This window comes from Agromyces sp. NPDC058064, assembly GCF_042885275.1.
GTDB lineage: Bacteria > Actinomycetota > Actinomycetes > Actinomycetales > Microbacteriaceae > Agromyces.
In genome coordinates, this window is record NZ_JBHVSE010000003.1 from 78,704 (window position 1) to 96,194 (window position 17,491).

Consider the following 17,491-nt stretch of genomic DNA (forward strand, 5'->3'; position numbering starts at 1 on the left):
GCCGGTGCCACGCGCCGTCGACACCCAGCACGCCGCCCGGATCATCCTGCGACTCGACGGATCTGCACGGCCGGCGCCGGGCGACGACGCCGCGACCGCGTCGCCGCCCGGCCTAGCCGCCCGGCCTAGCCGCCCGGCCCAGCCGCCACGTACTACCCCCGCGCCCGCAGCCGCGGCGCGAGGTCGCGCTCGAACAGCTCGAGGAAACGGCGCTGGTCGTGCCCCGGCGCGTGGAACACGAGGTGGTTGAAGCCCCAGTCCATGTACTGGCCGATCTGCTCGACGACCGCGTCGGGGTCGGTGCCGACGATCCAGCGCTTCGCGATCTGCTCGATCGGCAGGGCGTCGGCTGCGCGCTCCATCTCGACCGGGTCGGTGATGTCGTGCTTCTGCTCCTTCGAGAGCGAGAGGGGCGACCAGAACCGGGTGTTGTCGAGCGCGGTGTCGAGGTCCTCCTCGTACGAGAGCTTGATCTCGATCATGCGGTCGTACTCGTCGAAGGTGCGGCCGTCGTCGCGCGCCGCGAGGCCTTCGCGCACCGCCGGCATGAGCTGGTCGGCGTAGAGCTCGGCGCCCTTGCCCGAGGTGCAGATGAAGCCGTCGCCGGCCCGCCCCGCGTACTTCGCGACCTGGGGGCCGCCGGCCGCGATGTACACCGGCACGCCGCCCGCAGGCCGGTCGTAGATCGAGGCGTCGTGCGTCGAGTAGTACTCGCCGTCGAAGCTGACCTGGCCCTCGTCCTTCCAGAGCGCGCGCATGAGGCGCACCGACTCGCGCAGGCGCGCGTAGCGCTCGCGGAACTCGGGCCATTCCTGCTCGCCCGCGCCCTGGAATCCGGTCGCGATCTCGTTGAGCGCCTCGCCCGAGCCGAAGCCGGCGATGATGCGCTCGGGGTAGAGCACGCCGAGCGAGGCGAAAGCCTGGGCGAGCACCGCCGGGTTGTAGCGGAACGTCGGCGTCATGACGCTCGTGCCGATCTTCACGGTCGAGGTGCGCTCGCCGACCGCGGCCATCCAGGCGAGCGAGAACGGCGCGTGCCCGCCGGTGTGACGCCACGGCTGGAAGTGGTCGCTCGTGAACACCGACTCCATGCCGTGGCCTTCGGCTGCGACGGCGATCTCGACGAGCTCGCGCGGGTCGAACTGCTCGGCGCTGGCCTTGTATCCGAGGGTGAGGGTCATTCGGGGCTCCTTCTTCGAGGGTCGGTGGGGTGAGTCGGCGGGGTCGACGAGTTCGACGGGTTCTGCGGGTTCGATGCGCTGAAGGCCGTGTGCGGCAGCGCGCCGTCGGCCAGTGCGGCGACGGTTTCGGCGGTGCGCGCGCCGACGCCGAGTCGCAGCGCCTGTTCGAGCGCCTCGATCGTGTCGACGTCACGACGGAGGCTGGCGAACGGCGCGCCGCCCGCGAGGTCGGCGAAGCCCGCTTCGCGGTGCCGGGCGGCCGACTGCTCGCCGAAGGCGGGCCGCATCGGCGCCCCGTCGGCGGCGGTCGCGAGGGTCGTGCCGGTGCCGTCGGCGTCGGCGATGAAGGCGAGCGGATGCCGCGACGCGGCCTCGAGCGCGAACTCGAGCTCGCTCGTGCGGAGCGAGGGCAGGTCGCCGAGCAGCACCGCGACGGGCACGCGCCCGCCGGCACGGGCGACGCGGATGCCGTCGTCGATCGCGGCGGTGAGGCCGCCGGGGCCGTCGCCCGTGCCCGGGGCTTCGCGCACGAGCTCGACGCCGGCGGGCAACGGCGACCCGAGGTCGACCTCGCCGGTGACGACGATCACGCGCTCGACCCCGCGCGCGGCGCGCGCCGCGGTGATCGTGTCGAGGGCGAACGCCCGGGCGAGGGCGGCGCGCGCCTCGGCGGGCACGGCAGGGCCGAGTCGGGTCTTCGCCGCGGAGAACGCCTTCACCGGCACGACGAGGGTCCAGCCGGCAGCCTCGGCGCGGCCCGTCATGCGCGCAGCCCCGGCAGCACGTCACGACCGAAGACCTCGATCCACTCGGCCTGGTTGCGGCCGACGTTGTGCAGGTAGATGCGGTCGAAGCCGAGGTCGAGGTGCCGCTGGATCTCGGCGCGGTGCCGGTCGGGGTCGGCCGAGACGACCATGCGGCCCTCGAAGTCCTCGGGGCGCACGGTGCGGGCGAGCTGTTCGAACTCGAACGGCGAACGGATGTCGCTGCGCCCGAAGCGCATGCCCGCGATCGGCCACTCGGTGAGGGCGTTGCGCATGGCCTCCTCGTCGGTCGCGGCCCAGGAGAGATGCAGCTGCAGGATCTTCGGCATGCGCCGCACGTCGCGGCCGCCGTCGCGCGCGCCGTCGGCGAAGCGGGCGAGCAGCGCGTCGAGGCGTTCGGCGGGCCCGCTCGTCGTGATGAGGCCGTCGGCGACCCGGCCAGCGCGACGCGCGGTCACGGGGCCGGCGGTGGCGACGTAGACCTCGGGGGCGACGGGCGGCATCGTCCACAGGCGGGTGGTCTCGAGCTTGAAGCTCGGCCCGGCGTGACGCACGTCGCGCCCGGCGATCGAGGCGGCGAAGAGCTTCTTGATGAGCTCGACGGCCTCGAACATGCGGTTGATGCGATCGGGCGCCTCGGGCCAGTACTGGCCGACGACGTGCTCGTTGACCGCCTCGCCCGAGCCGATGCCGAGCCAGTGCCGCCCCGGGTACATCGAGGCGAGGGTCGCGCTGGCCTGGGCGACCACGGCGGGGTGGGTGCGGAACGTCGGCGTCGTCACGCCCGGGCCGAAGTCGCCGCGGGTGCGCTCGGCGAGGGCGCCGAGGACGCTCCAGACGTGCGACGCCTGCCCGAGACGGGGTGTCCACGGCTGGAAGTGGTCGGTCGCCATGACCCCGGTGAAGCCGTGCTGCTCGGCGAGCGCGGCGAGCGCCACCGCCTCGGCGGGAGGGAACTGCTCGAGCATCGCGGCGTAACCGATGTGCACTGACACTCCTCCATCCTCCCTGCTCGGCGGGGCGCAGTCACCTCGACGGAATCGAGCCGCGGCGCCGCCTTCACATTATTTCGGATACTGGATCCAAAACGCAAGCAGGCAGCAGTGCTCCGGTGATCCGCGCGGATGCCTCGCGCGTCAGCCGCGCGACGTCGACCCTGCCGACGCGGCCGCCTCCGCCTCGACGAGCAGCTCGAGCACCCCGTCGCGCACCCGCTCGAGGTGCGACCGCAGCACGCCGGTGGCGTGCTCGACGTCGCCGCCCTCGACGGCGGAGACGAGCTGCTCGTGGGAGTGACCGTGCTCGGCCCCGTCCACGAGACGCCAGCCGAGCACGTAGCGGCCGACCTTGAGCCGCAACTGCTCGATCATCTCCCACAGCACGGGACGGTGCGCGGCGCCGTAGAGCTCGGCGTAGAACTCGGTGCGGGCGTCGACGAAGTCGGCGCCCTCCTCCTCGGCGTCGGCCGTGCGACCCAGTTCGCGCAGCCGGGCGACGCGCTCGGCGGTCATCTCGGCCATCGAGAGGCGCAGCGCCTCGACCTCGAGCAGCGTGCGGATGTCGTAGACCTCGCGGGCCTGGTCGGCCGAGAGCGACTTGACGACGGCACCGCGACGCTCGTGGAACTCGACGAGCCCGTCGGCCTCGAGCTGGATGAGGGCGGAACGCACCGGCAGTCGCGAGACGCCGATCGACTCGGCCAGGGTCTCCTGGCGCAGCTTCTGCCCGGGCGGCAGCGTGCCGGTGAGGATGGCGTCCTTCAGGATGTCGTAGACCATCACGCCGACCGAGCGGTACCCGGTCTGGTGCTTGCCCGCCAGCTGCTGCAGCGCGTCGGAGTTCAACCCTGACCCGACGGATGCGCGGCGCGCGCCCTCGGCGATCTGTTCGCTCATGGCACCCGAATGTACCGGCAAACCCCGCTCGGGGCACGCATTCTGGATCCAAAAATCGGAGCGGGCTACTCGAAGTCGCTGGTCTCCCGCAGCGGCCCCTCGGCCTGCGCCTCGTCGAACCCGGCGCGATAGCCGTCATCGTAGGCCTCGTCGGCGCCCTGGCGGAACAGGTCGCGCTCGCTCGGTCGCTGGATCGATCGCGCGCCCGGCAGGTCGAGGTCGCCGACGTAGCGGCCGAGCCCACGCACGATCGCGAGCGGCACGCCCGACGACTTGCCCTTCACGAGCTCGCCCGCCCCGGCGATCTCGTCGGCCACGCACGGCATCGTCACCGAGAGGGGCTTGCCCGAGGCATCCACCCCGCCGCGGAGGTCGTCGAAGACGTGCACGCCGGCCGCGCCGATCGCGATGTCGGTCTGCCCCTCGCGCCACGGGCGGCCGAGCGTGTCGGAGAGGATGACGCCGACCCGCACGCCCGTCAGGGCGCGGAGCCCGGTCGCGAGGTCGCGCGCCGAGGCATCGGGGTCGACCGGCAGCAGGAGCACGGTGCCCTCGGGTGCGTTCGAGGCATCCACCCCGGCGGCGGCGCCGACGATGCCCTGCCGGTTCTCGACGATGCGCGTGACGCCGCCCTCGTACTCGCGCGTCGCGATGACGCGCACCGTCTCGGCGGTGATCGCGTCCTCGCGGTCGGATGCCCGGACCACGCGCCCCTCGGCCTTCGAGACGATCTTCGAGGTCACGACGAGGATGTCGCCGTCGACGAACTCCGCGGCGCCCGCGATGATCGCGGCGAGATCGTCGCCGGTCGAGATCTCGGGCAGGCCCTCGACGCCTGCGACACTGAATCCTGCGGCCATGATGCTCCCCTGTTGAACACGACGGGCTCCATTCTGGCAGCTACGACGGGTGCGCGGCGGGTGCGCAAGCCCCCGGGGCGGCGCAGGGCGCGGCGGTACGATCGCGTATGGCCACCGACCCAGCCCCGCAGGACATGCCGGCCGACGCCGATGCCGACGACCGGAGGGACGGTCGCGACGAGACCCGCACCGAACGCCTCGACCGCAACTGGGGCGACATCCTGCAGGAGCTCCGCGCGGTGCAGACCGGCACGCAGATCATCACCGGGTTCCTGCTCGCCGCGGCGTTCCAGCCTCGTTTCACCGAGCTCGACGCCTACGAGCTGGGCCTCTACCTCGTGCTCGTGTCGCTCGCGGGCCTCGCGACCGTGCTGGGCTTCGCCCCCGTCATCCTGCACCGGCAGTTGTTCGGGCGGCAGCAGAAGGACCGCCTCGTGCACATCGCGAACCGCATGCTGTTCGGACTCCTGGTGGTCGTCTCCCTGCTCGCGGCCGGGGTGACGAGCCTCATCTTCGACGTCGCCGTCGGCCGCACGGCCGGCTACATCGCACTCGGGGTCGCCCTCGCCGTCGTCCTCGCCGTGTGGGTCGTCGTGCCGGCGATCGCGCGACGCAACCGCTGATCGGGCGGATGCCTCGCGGCCGACCACGGGGCATCCGCCGCCGTGCTCGGGGTGTCGCCCGCCTGACCTACGCTGGATCCCATGCGCATCGCCACCTGGAACGTCAACTCGATCCGCACCCGCGTCGGCCGCGTCGTCGACTGGATGGTGCGCGAAGACGTCGACGTGCTGGCCATGCAGGAGATCAAGTGCAAGCCAGAGCAGTTCCCGCACGAGGCCTTCGAGGAGGCCGGCTACGAGCTCGCGATCCACGGGCTGAACCAGTGGAACGGCGTCGCGATCGCGAGCCGGGCGCCGATCACCGAGGTCGAGACCGAGTTCCCGAACATGCCGGGGTTCCTGAAGGGCCATGACGGCCCCGATCTCCCCAAGGAGGCCCGCGCGATCGGCGCGACCGTCGACGGCGTGCGGGTGTGGAGCCTGTACGTGCCGAACGGACGTTCCCTCGGCGACCCGCACCTGCACTACAAGCTCGACTGGTACGCCGCGCTCACCGACTACGCCCGCGCCGAGACGACGGCGCACCCCGAGCGCCCGTTCGCGCTCATGGGCGACTTCAACGTCGCCCCGCTCGACATCGACAACGGCGACCCGACCGTGGTCGTCGGGCAGACGACGCACGTCTCCCCCGAGGAGCGCGCCGCGTTCTTCGCGCTCGAGAACGCGGGCGTCACCGACGTCGTGCGAGCCCGCGTGCCCGAGGGGCTCTACACCTACTGGGACTACAAGCAGCTCCGCTTCCCGCACAACGAGGGCATGCGCATCGACTTCATCCTCGGGTCGGCCGCGTTCGCCGAGGCGGTCACCTCGGCGTCGATCCACCGCGACGAGCGCAAGGGCGACGCCCCGAGCGACCACGTGCCCGTGCTCGTCGAGCTCGCAGTCGGCGATGACGACGACGACCGCCCGATGATCTTCTGAATCGGGCGTCGACGCAACCCCCGGCTCGATCCCAGCCCGGCGGACTACCCTCTGAGGGGTGACGAGCATCTCCGATCGAGATCGCACCGAGCCGACCACCGGTCGGACGCTCGGCGGGCGCTACCGACTCGATGCGCTCATCGGGCGCGGCGGCATGGCGAGCGTGTATCGCGGCTTCGACGAGTCGCTCGGCCGGCCGGTCGCGGTGAAGGTGTTCAGCGAGGCCGCCGAGGGCATCGACGACGCGGGCCGGCGCGCCTCCGAGATCGCGCTGCTCGCGAGCGTCGAGCACCGGGCGCTCGTGCGCCTCTACGACGCCGCGCGCGATGTCGACAGCGACCGCGAGTACCTCGTGATGGAACTCGTCGAGGGGCACGACCTCCGTGTCGCGCTGCAGCACGGTCCGCTCGACGCCGCCGACGCGGCCGGGCTGCTCGCCGATCTCGGCGAGGCGCTCCACGTCATCCACTCCCGCGGCATCGTGCACCGCGACGTGAAGCCGGCGAACGTGCTGCTCGAGCCCGCGCACCTGCCGAGCCGGCGCTGGAACGCGAAGCTCGCCGACTTCGGCATCGCGCGGCTGATCGACGACGCCAGGATCACCCGGACCGGGCTGCTCGTCGGCACTCCGGGCTACCTCAGCCCCGAGCAGGTGAGCGGCGTCGCGCCCGGCAGCGCGGCCGACGTCTACTCGCTCGGCCTGCTGGTGCTCGAGGCGCGCACGGGGCGTCGAGCGTTCCCGGGCCCCGCCGTCGAGGCGGCGAGCGCGCGACTGGTGAACGACCCCGAGATCCCCGACGAGCTCGGTCCGGCCTGGGTCGAGCTGCTCACCCGGATGACGGCGCGGGAGCCCGGTGCACGGCCGACGGCGCTCGAGGTCGCGGTCGCCGCCGCAGCGCTCGCGACGACGGCACCCGGGGGTGCGTCGCCGGCCTCGGCCTCGGTGGCGACGCCGCTCGTCCCGGTAGACGACCCCGCACCGCCGACGGCTCCCCCGGGCGACTCGACGGCCGCGCTCGGAGCGACCGCCCCGTTCGCCGTGCTGCCCGATCGCGAGCCCACCGCGCCCACCCGGGTTCTCCCCGTCGATGGAGCACCGGCCGACGAGCGCGATGCCCACCCCTCGGCGGTCGTGCCGTCGCCGGTCCGCGCCGCGCCGTCGGGTCGGCGCGCACGCGCCAGGACTCCCCGCCGACGCCCGATGCGCATCGTGCTGCTCGTGATCGTCGCGGTCGCCGCCGTCCTGGCGGTGTACGCCGTCGTGACCGCGATGAACGCCGGCGGCGGATCGGAGCTCGCCCCGCTGCCCTCGATCCCCGCCGAGCTCGACCCGCTCGGCGAGCACCTGCAGCAACTCGACGAGGCGGTGCGAGGATGACCGACGTGCCCGCACAGCGCCACCTGATGCGGCGCCGCCTTCGCACCGCGGCACTCGCCGCGGTCCTCGCGCTCGGCGCCGGCCTCGGGCTCGCCGGCTGCGCGACCGACGCGGGCGCGGACACCGCCGAGGCGTTGCACGCGTCGGTCGTGCGCGTCGCCGAGCGCTCCGCCGACGAGGACTTCGCTGGGGCCCTCGCCGCGCTCCTCCTCCTCGAACGCGATGTCGACGACGCCGTCGCCGCCGGCGAGGTCCCCGCCGCTCAGGCGACCGAGATCCGCACGGCCATCGAGCTCGTGCGCACCGACCTCCAGGCCGCCGATGCGCGGGCGAACCCGACGCCGACGCCGAGTCCGACGCAGGCACCCGCCGACGGTGACGACGGCGACGGCGACGGCGACGGCGACGACAACAGCGGCCCGGGCAATAGCGGCGACAACCGCAACGACGGCAACAACGGCAACAACGGCAAGGGCAACGGCAACAACGGCGAGGACGAGGACTGAGCCGGCGCCGCCCGCAGAAGCACCCCGCGCGGACGCCAAGGCGCCAGGACTCCGCATCATCCGCGGACGCCGGGGTCGTAGTCTCGTGACGTGCCCCACCTCGACCTGCCCGGAGCTGAGCTCTACTACGAGACCTCCGGCCCCGCCTCCGCGCCCGCCCTGCTGCTGATCCCCGCCGGCATCGCCACCCTCCGCATGTGGGACGAGCAGGCCGAGACGCTCTCCGCCGACCACCTCGTCGTGCGCTTCGACCCGCGCGCCTTCGGCGGCACCCGGCACGACGAGGCCGCGCCGTTCTGGAACCACCGCGACGCGATCTCGCTGCTCGACCACCTCGGCGTCGCACGCGCCACCGTGATCGGGGCGAGCCGCGGAGGTGCGATCGCGATCGACGTCGCACTCCACGCGCCCGACCGCGTCGCGGGGCTCGTCACCGTGTCCGCACGCGTCGGCGGCCACCCCGAGGTGCCGCTCGACGCTGCGACGCAGGCGCGGTTCGACGAGGTCGAGTCGGTCGATCCCGCCGTCGATGCGGCGCGGATGCTGCGGCTCGAGACCGAGCTCTTCGCGATCGGTTCGGGGCGCGACGCCGAAGCGATCGATCCGGCCTTCCTCGCCCGAGCCCGCGAACTCGCGCTGCCCAACATCGCGCACGCCCTCGACGACGGCGACATGCGGCCGCTCGAGCCCGCGGCCGCCGGCCGGCTCGGCGAGATCGGGGCGCCCGCGCTCGTGCTGGTCGGCGAACACGACCTGGCGCCCTTCCTCGTCCAGTTCGAGACGCTCGCGGCATCGCTGCCCGCGGCGACCGCGCACCGGCTGGCCGGCACGGCGCACCTGCCGAGCGTCGAGCGACCCGGCGAGTTCTCGCGGCTGCTGCGCGACTGGCTCGCCGAACACGGGCTCTGAGCCGGGTCGCCGACCCCGGGGCATCCTGTCGGCGGCTTCGGGGCGCGCGTTCAGGCTTCGGCGCTACGGTCGTCGCATGACCACGGAACTCTGGCTCTCGGCGCTCTGCCTCGCGGGCCTCGTCGTCCCGATCGTGCTCGGCCTGCTGGCGCAGCGCCGCCGTGCGCTGCAGCCCGTCCGGGTTCAGCGCCGCCCGGTGAACCGCTCCATCGAGCGGTAGACGCCGAAGCCGTCGCCGACGACGCGGTCGAACGCGCGCGTCGGCAGCAGGGCGCGCAGCACGCGCGAGAACCGCACGCTGCCCGGCAGCTCGAGGAGCGGGCGGCCGGCGAGCATCGCCCCCCAGACGCGGTCGACGACGTACCCGGGCTCGAGCACGGGAGCCAGCGCCGGCCCGCGCGCGCCCGCGAACATGCCGGTCGCGATGTAGCTCGGCGTGACGGTGGTGACCGCGACGTTCCGGTGATCGGCCTGTTCGAGCTCGAGGCGCAGCGAGTCGCTCCAGGCGATGAGCGCCCCCTTGGATGCCGCGTACACGGCCATGCGCGGATTGCCGATCGTGCCGGCGGCCGAGGCGAGGTTGACGATGCGGGCGGGGCGGAACGCGTTGGAGATCATGCCGGGGAGGAACTCGCGCGTGACGTACATCGGTGCGAGCGCGTTGACCTGCATCGTCGGGCGGGTGTCCTCGCCGTTGTCGGACTGCCAGAAGTAGCCGTTGCCGCGGACGATGCCCGCGTTGTTGATCAGGACGTCGGGGTTGCCGAGCTCGCGGCGCACCCGCTGCGCCGTCTTCGCGATCGCGCCGAGGTCGCCGACGTCGACCACGAACGACTGCACCCTCGTGCGGCCACGCGAGACGGCGCCCAGCTCGTCGACCGCGCGGGCGAGCGCGGCCGCGTCGACGTCCCAGAGGATGACCGAGGCGGCGCCCTCGGCGACCGCCCGCTCGGCGAAGCAGCGCCCCAGGCCGCCGGCGGCTCCCGTGATGAGCACCCTCGCGCCGCGCACCGTTCTCGTCATCGTCCAATCCTCGCCCACCGGGCGGGGCCCGGATGCCTCACCAGGGTTCGTCGGCGCCGGGCAGGAGCGTGCGCACCTGGTCGACGGCACCGGGGAAGCAGGAGTCGAGGACCTCGGTCGCCGACACCTCGTCGCCGTACTCGCCGGTGAGGCGCAGCCCGACCACGGCGTTGATGAGCATGCCGGTCGCGACGAACTCGCGGGCGGCTTCGGGCGTGAAGCCCGCCTCCTCGCGGAGGAAGCGCCAGATCTCGCTGAAGCCCCCGCGCGCGACCCGCCCGATCTCGGGTTCTCCGCCGAGCGCGGTCGAGTGGGCGATGACGGGCAGCATGCCGCGTTCGGCGAGCAGCCCGGTGTACGCCGCGCCCATCCGGTCGACCCGGGTCTCGTCGGGGCCGGGCATCGCGCGCCGGAACTCGTCGATCAGCCGCGCGTAGGCGCGCTGGATGACCGCGATGAAGAGCTTCTCCTTCGTGCCGAAGAGGCGCACGACGTAGGGCTGGCTGACGCCCGCGGCGCGCGCGACCTCGTCGGTCGTGGTGCCGACGTAGCTCTTCGCCCCGAACACGGCCGTCGCCGCGGCGAGGATGAGCTCGCGGCGGTCGGCGGCCTTCATCCGGGTCGCCGTCGCCGGTGCGGTGATCTCTTCGGACGACATGCTTGACATGTTATCAGCGGATAACTAACTTACGAAGTAATCATCCGATTACAACTTATGGAGATCGCCATGTCGTCCACACTCGCCGCTTCGGGCACTCCGGCCACCACCGCGCGCCGACCCCGCCGCACCCCACCGCTCTGGCTCGTGCTCCTCGCGACCGCGCTGCCGATGTTCATGGCGACCCTCGACAACCTCGTCATGACGAACGCGCTGCCCGTGCTGCACACGGAGTTCGGGGCATCCGTCGAAGAGCTGCAGTGGTTCATGAACGCGTACACGCTCGCCTTCGCGAGCACGATCCTCATGGCGGTCGCCCTCGGCGACCGCTTCGGCCGGCGCACCGTGTTCCTCGTCGGCATCGCCGTGTTCACCGCGAGCTCGGCCCTCGCCGCACTCGCGAGCGATCCCGGCCAGCTGATCGCGGCGCGGGCGGCCCAGGGCTTCGGCGCCGCCGCGATCATGCCGCTCTCGCTCACCCTCCTCGCGGGCGCCGTGCCCCTCGCGCGACGGCCGCTCGCGATCGGCATCTGGGGCGGCGTCGCCGGGCTCGGCGTCGCGACGGGCCCGCTCGTCGGAGGCGCGGTCATCGAGGGCTGGGCCTGGCAGGCGATCTTCTGGATCAACATCCCGGTGGGGCTCGCGTCGATCGCGCTCGCGCTCGCCGTCCTCCGCAACGGCTTCGGTGCGCGCCTCCGCGCCGACGTGATCGGACTGCTGCTCTCGGGGCTCGGCCTGCTCGGCCTCGTCTACGGAATCGTTCGCGGCAACGACGCCGGCTGGGCGAGCACCGAGGTGCTCGCCGGGCTCATCGGCGGCGGCGTGCTCCTGATCGCGTTCGTCGCCTGGGAGTCGCGCACGAGTGCGCCGCTGCTGCCGCTCCGGCTCTTCCGCGATCGCAGCTTCAGCGTCGCGAACGTCGTCGGCTTCGGGTTCAGCTTCGGCGCGTTCGGCTCGATCTTCATCCTGATCCAGTTCCTGCAGCTCGTGCAGGGGGCGTCGCCGCTCGAGGCCGCGGTGCAGACCTCGCCGTGGACGCTCGCCCCGATGATCGTGGCGCCGCTCGCCGGCATCATCGCGCCGCGGGTCGGCACGCGGGCGCTCATCGTCACCGGGCTCCTCGCGCTCGGCGCCGCCCTCGCCTGGCTCACGCCCCTGCTCGATGCCGGCACGGAGTACTCGGCCTACCTGGCCCCGTTCATCCTCGCGGGCGTCGGCATGGGGCTCGTGTTCGCGCCGTCGTCGACCGCGGTGCTCGCCCGCATGGCGCCCGACGACCATGCCAAGGCGAGCGGCACGAACTCGATGCTGCGCGAGGTCGGCGTCGCGCTCGGCATCGCCGTGTCGACCGCCGTCTTCACCGGCGCGGGCGGCACCCTCACCCCGACGGGCTACGTCGAGGGCGCGCAGCCCGCGGTGCTCGTGGGCGCGGCCGTGCTGTTCGGCTCGGCGCTCGTCGCGCTGCTGCTGCCGGCTGGTCGTTCCCAGGAGGCGGCGGCCCACTGATGGCGAGGACCCTCGTGATCATCGGCCATCCCCACCGCGGCAGCTTCACGCACGCCCTCGCCGAGCGGTACGTCGCGGGCGCACGCTCGGCCGGCGTCCGCTCGGCGGGCGCCGCACCCGAGGTGCGGGTCATCGACCTCGCCGAGCGCGAGTTCGCCCTGGTCCCCGGCGGTCGCGACATGCTGCGGGCGCCCGGCGGCGAGACGGGGCATCTCGAGCCGGCCGTCCGCGGATTCGTCGACGACGTCGCGTGGGCCGAGCACCTCGTGTTCCTCTTCCCCCAGTGGTGGGGCACCTACCCCGCCGTGCTGAAGGCGTTCCTCGACCGGGTGATGCTGTCGGGCACGGCGTTCGCCTACGGTCGGGGTCACGTCTCGACGCGCCTGCTCGGCGGTCGCACGGCGCGCATCGTGATGACGATGGACTCGCCGCTCGCGTGGAACCGCTTCGTGTACCGCAACGCCGCCGAGACCTCGCTCGCGCAGGCGACGCTCGCCTACTGCGGGATCCGCACGATCGGCATCTCGCGGTTCACCCCGGTGCGGTTCTCGACCGAGGAGCGGAGGGTCGGCTGGCTCGCCGCGGCGCAGCGGCTCGGCGAGCGGGACGCCTCGCGGCTCCCTCGCATCCGGCGACGTCGGGCGACGCGCACGGGGGCGCCCGCGGCGGCACGGGGGCCGGCTCAGCGCATCGCACGGTAGCGCGCCCGCTCGGCCGGGTCGAGGTGCTCGGTGGCGTAGCTCAGCATCGTGCGCGGCATGCGCGCCGCGTGCTCGTCGAGGAACCCCGTGAGGGCGCCCCGATCGACGCGCTTGCCGACCTCGCGCAGCATCCAGCCGACGGCCTTGTGCAGCAGCGGCTCGGGGTCGTCGAGCAGGCGCTCGGCGACCGCGAGCGTCGGGCGCGGATCGCCCGCCTTGATCGCGGCGAAGGTCGAGATGACCGCGACGCGACGCGACCACAGCGAGTCGGATGCCACGAGCCCCGCGACGATCGCCGGTTCGACCTCGTCGACGGGGGCCGACGGGAAGGCCACCTCGCCGAGCAGGACCTCGGCGGTCGCGTCGACGAGGTCCCAGTTGTCGACGCGGCCGGTGCGCACGGCGTCGAGGTACCGCTCGTGCTCGGCCGCCCGCGCGGCATCGTCACGGGTTCGCGCACGACCGGCACGGCGGAAGCGCTCGACCATGACGAGCAGCCCCGCGAGCCGCTCCTCGTGGATCGGGCTGGCGACGAGCTCGGCGACGTCGCCCGCCGGCAGCGAGAGCGAGCGCCGCACGATCGACCGGGTCGCCGGCACCGCGACCCCGATGAAGACGTCGCGCTCGGCGTAGCCGCCCGGCCCAGTCTTGAAGAACGCGGCGGCGCCGGCGGCGCGTGCGGGATCCGCCGCCGCGGCGAGCGCGGCCCGCACGTCGGCGGCGGCGTGCAGCTCGGTGTCGCCCATGGCGGTGACACTACCGGGCGGCGTCCGCTGCGGTCGGGGGGACGGGATCGGGATCCGCCCGTGCGTCGGCGCGGGACATCCGCCAACATGGGGTGATGACCGACGACACCGCGACCGCCGAGGCCCGACCGACGGGCGAGCTCGCCTTCGTGCCGATCACCGGCGACGACCTCCTGATGTGGCTGCCCGAGTCGATGGCGTACTACCGGGCGTCGAGACTGCGCGCCGGCGACACCCCCGAGCAGGCCGAGGCCGCGGTGGAGGCCTCCCGCGACCGCTTCTTCACCGACGGCGTGCTGCACCCCGAGCACGTGCTGCTCGCGATCGTCGTCGACGGCGAGGACGCGGGCTGGCTGTGGCTCGGCCCCTGGGCCGAGGGCGGCGACGCGTGGTGGGTGTGGGACGTGCACGTCCGCGAGCCGTTCCGCCGGCGCGGGCTCGGGCGCGCCGCGATGCAGCATGCCGAACAGGTCGCGCGCGAACACGGCTCGCCGACGCTCGGCCTCAACGTGTTCGCCTTCAACGTGCCGGCGATCGAGCTCTACGAGAGCCTCGGCTTCGAGGCGGCGTCGCTGCACATGGCGAAGTCCATCTGAGCCCCGGGCCCCGACGACGCCGGGGTGCGCGTCTCCCCGGGCGCACGCGAATCGAGAGCGGGGCCGCCGTTCGGCGTACCCCGCTCTCGCGTGGTGATCATCGGTTGCGCGGTGAGATCGGCCGGGGCTCGGGCGTCGGCGTGGGGTCGCCGTCGTCCTGCGACTGACTGAACTGCTCGGCGTACTCGGCGAGGCGCTGACCCTGGACCTCGGCCGCCGACGGGTCGACGGACTCGGCCTGCTTGGTCGCTCGCACGGTCTCCTGGACCTGCATCGAGTTCGAACGGGCGGCCTTCTGCGCCGCCTGCTCGGCCTGCTTGACGGTTCGCAGCTGCTCCTGCACCTTCGCAGAGCGTGCGGCCGACTCGACGCGCTCGGTGCGCTCGGCCTCGCGGAGGATCTCCTGCAGGGTGGTGCCCTGCGGCGAGAACTCCGGCGAGTGAGCCCGGCTGCGTTCCAGCGCGGCCTCCTTGCGAGCCGAGTCCTGCTGCGACTGCAGCGAGGTCACGGCCGCCGATCCGGCTCCGCCTTCGAGCTGGGACTGCACACCGGCGCAGCCGCTGATCGTGACGAGGAGTACGACGGCACCGATCACTGCGGCGCCGGTCCTGTTGGTGTTCATGGCCCTCTCCTGTTCATGTGGGGTTCTGGGGATTTGAACAATCCTCAAGTTAGGTTCGGCCGAGGGTGCGCGTCATCGGGACCGGCACCGGTGTTCTCCTCGGTGCCCGCCTCGCCGTGCGGCCGGGCTGGCGTGGAGCGCCATCCGGGCAGACGCTGAGGTAGTCTCGGCTTCCAGCCGATTCAGGGGAATGCGCACCATGCGCGATCTGCGGCGCGGTTTCGAAGCCGAACGCAAGATTCCCGCGCGACAGTGCAATCAATCGCGAGCGGATGCCTCGTAGCCTTGATCTGTACGGCGATTCCCGCCGCGCGCGGCACGGCCGCGAGCCCGCACTGACCCCTCACAGAGGAACGGAGGTTCACATGTCGAACATCACGATCGACCCCATCGTCGGAGAACCCGAGGTCCTCGAGGACACGGTCACCGCAGCCGACATCGCCCTCGCCGAGGGCGTCGAGAACGACCCCGCCTGGCTCCGCCTCAAGGAGTCGGCGACGAAGCTGCAGTCGCTCCAGGTGAAGGACGGCTCGGTCCCCGCGAAGGGCGACGCGGTGTCCGATGCGAAGGGCGAGGCATCCGCCCTCGTCGACGCCATCGTCGAATCGGTCGCCGCCCTCGCGCCGCGCTTCCCGCACGAGGCCGCCTACCTCACCGCCCTGCAGGCCGACTTCCGCAAGTGGCAGGCCGCGGGCCTCGAAGTCCCCGACTTCCTCGACTCGCTCGTCGAGTTCCAGCCGCAGCGCCACCGCATCGACGGCATCCGCCACCTCGTCGTGTTCCCGATGTACACGCAGAACGGCTCGCTCGACCGCCACGTCGAGGCGCTCGTCGTCGAGACGATCTGGCCCGAGTTCATCGCCGCCCTCGAGGCCGGCGACTACGGCAACAAGCTCTTCGTGAGCCTGCGCCTCGTCGACTTCACGCCCGGCTACGACACCAACTCGGCCGTGCTGTTCCCCGAGACGGTCGCGATGCGCGAGATCCCGACGTTCACGTGGGGCGCCATCTTCCAGGACCGCGAGGCCGCCCGCTACCGCAAGGTCGTGCGCGCCGCGAGCGACATCACGAAGCTCGAGCTGCCCGCCGACGCGGCCGAGATGCTCACCGACCAGGAGCTCACCGAGCGCACCTTCGTCATGTGGGACATCATCCACGACCGCACGCACATGCGCGGCGACCTGCCGTTCGACCCGTTCATGATCAAGCAGCGCATGCCGTTCTTCCTCTACTCGCTGGAGGAGCTGCGCTGCGACCTGACCGCGTTCCGCGAGTCGGTCAAGATCCAGCGTGCGCTCGACGCCCGTCTCGCGAAGGGCGAGGAGCTCACCGAGGTCGAGGAGCAGATGCGCTCGACCGGCAAGCTCGTGCAGTACGCCGTCATCTTCGACCGCATCTTCCGCTTCTCGATCACCGGTTCGCGCGTGCGCAACTACGACGGCCTCGGCGGTCAGCTGCTCTTCGCGTGGCTCCACAAGAAGCACGTGCTCGAGTGGCGCGACGTCGAGCTCAGCTTCGACTGGGACAAGGTGGCCGACGCGGTCGTCGAGCTCGGCGACGCCATCGACCTGCTCTACTGGGAGTCGATCGACCGCCCGAAGACCGTGCACTGGCTCAAGGCCTACGAGCTCGTCTCGTCGGTCGTCACGCCGAACCCCGCGTCGGTCTGGGCCGAGGGCCTGCCCCGCGAGGTGCTCGCCGGCCCGCCCAAGGGCTACACCGACCTCGTGATGGACGACGAGTTCCCGCTCTCGATGTTCTTCGAGGCGCTCGACAAGAAGATGAAGCCCGTCATCGAGTCGACCGTCGGCATCACGGCCAAGTCCGAGGTCTGACCCGCCTTTCCGGAAGAAGTACGCTGCTCAGGACGAAATCGGCGATCTCGTCCTGAGCAGCTTTCTTTCTCCTGAATCCAGCTCGAAGAGGAGCCCCACATGAACGACCACCCCACCGGCGCCGCCGGACGCACCGTGCTCATCGCCGGCGCCACGAGCGCCTCGGGCCGGGCCGTCGCACGCGCCCTCCTCGAGGCGGGCGCCCGCGTCATCGCGGTGGGCAGCGATCGCACCCGCCTCGGCGAGCTCGCAGCCGAACTGCCCGGCGTCATCACCGAGCAGGCCGACCTCACCGACCAGATGCAGGTGTGGCCGCTCGCGATGCGCGTGCACGGCAGGGTCGGCGACGTCGACGGCATCATCCACCTCGTCGGCGGCTGGCGCGGCGGCGGCGGCATCCCCGGGCAGACCGAAGAGGACTACCGGGTGCTCGAGCGCTCGTTCTCCGCGCTCCGCCACATCAGCCGCGCCCTCTGGGACGACCTCGTCGCCTCGCCCGCCGGCCGTATCGCGATCGTCTCGTCGACGGCCGTGGAGCGCCCGCTCGCGGGCGGCGCGAACTACGCCGCCGTGAAGGCCGCGAGCGAGGCGTGGATGCAGTCGCTCGCCCACGGACTCGGCAAGGAGGGTGAGACCGGCGCCGCCGTCACCTTCCGCGTGACGTCGCTCGCGGGCCTCGAGGAACGCCTCGCGACCGAGGTCGTCGCGCTCTGGTCGGCGGATGCCTCGGAGCTGAACGGGCGCGTCGAGACGCTGTCGGCCTGAGC

General features: G+C 72.6%; 20 protein-coding genes. 11 read left to right on the forward strand and 9 right to left on the reverse strand.

The features are described from left to right. Positions 1–152: 152 nt before the first annotated feature. From fgd to cofE, 5 genes are all read right to left on the reverse strand, one after another. Positions 153–1,181 (reverse strand): glucose-6-phosphate dehydrogenase (coenzyme-F420), encoded by a 1,029-nt coding sequence (gene fgd, locus ACFVSL_RS12045; RefSeq protein WP_386941216.1) that lies wholly within the window; start codon positions 1,179–1,181, stop codon positions 153–155. Further along, on the reverse strand, positions 1,178–1,945 hold the full coding sequence (gene cofC, locus ACFVSL_RS12050; RefSeq protein WP_386941217.1) for a 2-phospho-L-lactate guanylyltransferase: 768 nt from the start codon (positions 1,943–1,945) through the stop codon (positions 1,178–1,180). The genes fgd and cofC overlap by 4 nt, the downstream gene beginning before the upstream one ends. Beyond that, complete coding sequence (locus ACFVSL_RS12055) at positions 1,942–2,940, reverse strand: TIGR03557 family F420-dependent LLM class oxidoreductase (RefSeq protein WP_386941218.1); 999 nt, start codon at positions 2,938–2,940, stop codon at positions 1,942–1,944. Before ACFVSL_RS12055 ends, cofC begins: the two co-directional genes overlap by 4 nt. Positions 2,941–3,081: 141 nt before the next feature. Further along, positions 3,082–3,840 carry a GntR family transcriptional regulator gene (locus tag ACFVSL_RS12060; protein WP_386941219.1) on the reverse strand — a complete coding sequence of 253 codons (759 nt, stop codon included), beginning with the start codon at positions 3,838–3,840 and terminating at the stop codon, positions 3,082–3,084. A 65-nt stretch (positions 3,841–3,905) separates the two neighbouring features. After that, complete coding sequence (cofE, locus tag ACFVSL_RS12065) at positions 3,906–4,700, reverse strand: coenzyme F420-0:L-glutamate ligase (protein ID WP_386941220.1); 795 nt, start codon at positions 4,698–4,700, stop codon at positions 3,906–3,908. A gap of 107 nt (positions 4,701–4,807) precedes the next feature. On the opposite strand from cofE, the gene ACFVSL_RS12070 reads away from it, so the two are divergent. The 6 genes from ACFVSL_RS12070 to ACFVSL_RS12095 all read left to right on the forward strand — a co-directional run bounded on the left by ACFVSL_RS12070 (position 4,808) and on the right by ACFVSL_RS12095 (position 9,257). Beyond that, entirely contained in the window at positions 4,808–5,323 is a 516-nt protein-coding gene (locus ACFVSL_RS12070; protein ID WP_386941221.1) for a DUF6328 family protein, read from the forward strand. Positions 5,324–5,404: 81 nt separating this feature from the next. Further along, entirely contained in the window at positions 5,405–6,244 is an 840-nt protein-coding gene (locus ACFVSL_RS12075; protein ID WP_386941222.1) for an exodeoxyribonuclease III, read from the forward strand. A 58-nt stretch (positions 6,245–6,302) separates the two neighbouring features. Beyond that, complete coding sequence (locus tag ACFVSL_RS12080) at positions 6,303–7,622, forward strand: serine/threonine-protein kinase (protein ID WP_386941223.1); 1,320 nt, start codon at positions 6,303–6,305, stop codon at positions 7,620–7,622. Between the two features lie 5 nt (positions 7,623–7,627). Beyond that, the gene (locus ACFVSL_RS12085; RefSeq protein WP_386941224.1) at positions 7,628–8,128 is read left to right on the forward strand and encodes a hypothetical protein; all 501 of its coding nucleotides are present in this window, start codon (positions 7,628–7,630) and stop codon (positions 8,126–8,128) included. A gap of 90 nt (positions 8,129–8,218) precedes the next feature. Then, positions 8,219–9,037 (forward strand): alpha/beta fold hydrolase, encoded by an 819-nt coding sequence (locus ACFVSL_RS12090; RefSeq protein WP_386941225.1) that lies wholly within the window; start codon positions 8,219–8,221, stop codon positions 9,035–9,037. 76 nt (positions 9,038–9,113) lie between these two features. Beyond that, a complete protein-coding gene (locus ACFVSL_RS12095) occupies positions 9,114–9,257 on the forward strand; it encodes a hypothetical protein (protein ID WP_386941226.1) in 144 nt (47 codons plus the stop codon). On the opposite strand, the gene ACFVSL_RS12100 is transcribed toward ACFVSL_RS12095, so the two are convergent. Next, the gene (locus ACFVSL_RS12100; RefSeq protein ID WP_386941227.1) at positions 9,221–10,060 is read right to left on the reverse strand and encodes an SDR family oxidoreductase; all 840 of its coding nucleotides are present in this window, start codon (positions 10,058–10,060) and stop codon (positions 9,221–9,223) included. The genes ACFVSL_RS12095 and ACFVSL_RS12100 overlap by 37 nt on opposite strands. Before the next feature lie 37 nt (positions 10,061–10,097). Beyond that, complete coding sequence (locus ACFVSL_RS12105; RefSeq protein WP_386941228.1) at positions 10,098–10,718, reverse strand: TetR/AcrR family transcriptional regulator; 621 nt, start codon at positions 10,716–10,718, stop codon at positions 10,098–10,100. A 69-nt stretch (positions 10,719–10,787) separates the two neighbouring features. On the opposite strand from ACFVSL_RS12105, the gene ACFVSL_RS12110 reads away from it, so the two are divergent. Both ACFVSL_RS12110 and ACFVSL_RS12115 read left to right on the forward strand, forming a co-directional pair. After that, on the forward strand, positions 10,788–12,224 hold the full coding sequence (locus tag ACFVSL_RS12110; protein WP_386941229.1) for a DHA2 family efflux MFS transporter permease subunit: 1,437 nt from the start codon (positions 10,788–10,790) through the stop codon (positions 12,222–12,224). After that, positions 12,224–12,925 (forward strand): NAD(P)H-dependent oxidoreductase, encoded by a 702-nt coding sequence (locus ACFVSL_RS12115; RefSeq protein WP_386941230.1) that lies wholly within the window; start codon positions 12,224–12,226, stop codon positions 12,923–12,925. Before ACFVSL_RS12110 ends, ACFVSL_RS12115 begins: the two co-directional genes overlap by 1 nt. Here ACFVSL_RS12115 and ACFVSL_RS12120 read toward each other — a convergent pair. Beyond that, positions 12,907–13,671: a DNA alkylation repair protein gene (locus tag ACFVSL_RS12120; protein ID WP_386941231.1), complete on the reverse strand. Its 765-nt coding sequence runs from the start codon at positions 13,669–13,671 to the stop codon at positions 12,907–12,909. The two genes, ACFVSL_RS12115 and ACFVSL_RS12120, sit on opposite strands and share 19 nt — an antisense overlap. A gap of 95 nt (positions 13,672–13,766) precedes the next feature. Between ACFVSL_RS12120 and ACFVSL_RS12125 the strand changes: the two genes are divergently transcribed. Beyond that, positions 13,767–14,267: a GNAT family N-acetyltransferase gene (locus tag ACFVSL_RS12125; RefSeq protein WP_386941232.1), complete on the forward strand. Its 501-nt coding sequence runs from the start codon at positions 13,767–13,769 to the stop codon at positions 14,265–14,267. A gap of 97 nt (positions 14,268–14,364) precedes the next feature. Here ACFVSL_RS12125 and ACFVSL_RS12130 read toward each other — a convergent pair whose 3' ends face one another. Continuing rightward, positions 14,365–14,889 (reverse strand): hypothetical protein, encoded by a 525-nt coding sequence (locus tag ACFVSL_RS12130; protein WP_386941233.1) that lies wholly within the window; start codon positions 14,887–14,889, stop codon positions 14,365–14,367. A 365-nt stretch (positions 14,890–15,254) separates the two neighbouring features. Between ACFVSL_RS12130 and ACFVSL_RS12135 the strand changes: the two genes are divergently transcribed. Together ACFVSL_RS12135 and ACFVSL_RS12140 are read left to right on the forward strand one after the other, a co-directional pair. Further along, positions 15,255–16,724, forward strand: coding sequence for a DUF6421 family protein (locus ACFVSL_RS12135; protein WP_386941234.1), 1,470 nt, complete (start codon positions 15,255–15,257; stop codon positions 16,722–16,724). Between the two features lie 99 nt (positions 16,725–16,823). Then, complete coding sequence (locus ACFVSL_RS12140) at positions 16,824–17,489, forward strand: SDR family NAD(P)-dependent oxidoreductase (protein WP_386941235.1); 666 nt, start codon at positions 16,824–16,826, stop codon at positions 17,487–17,489. Positions 17,490–17,491: the final 2 nt, after the last annotated feature.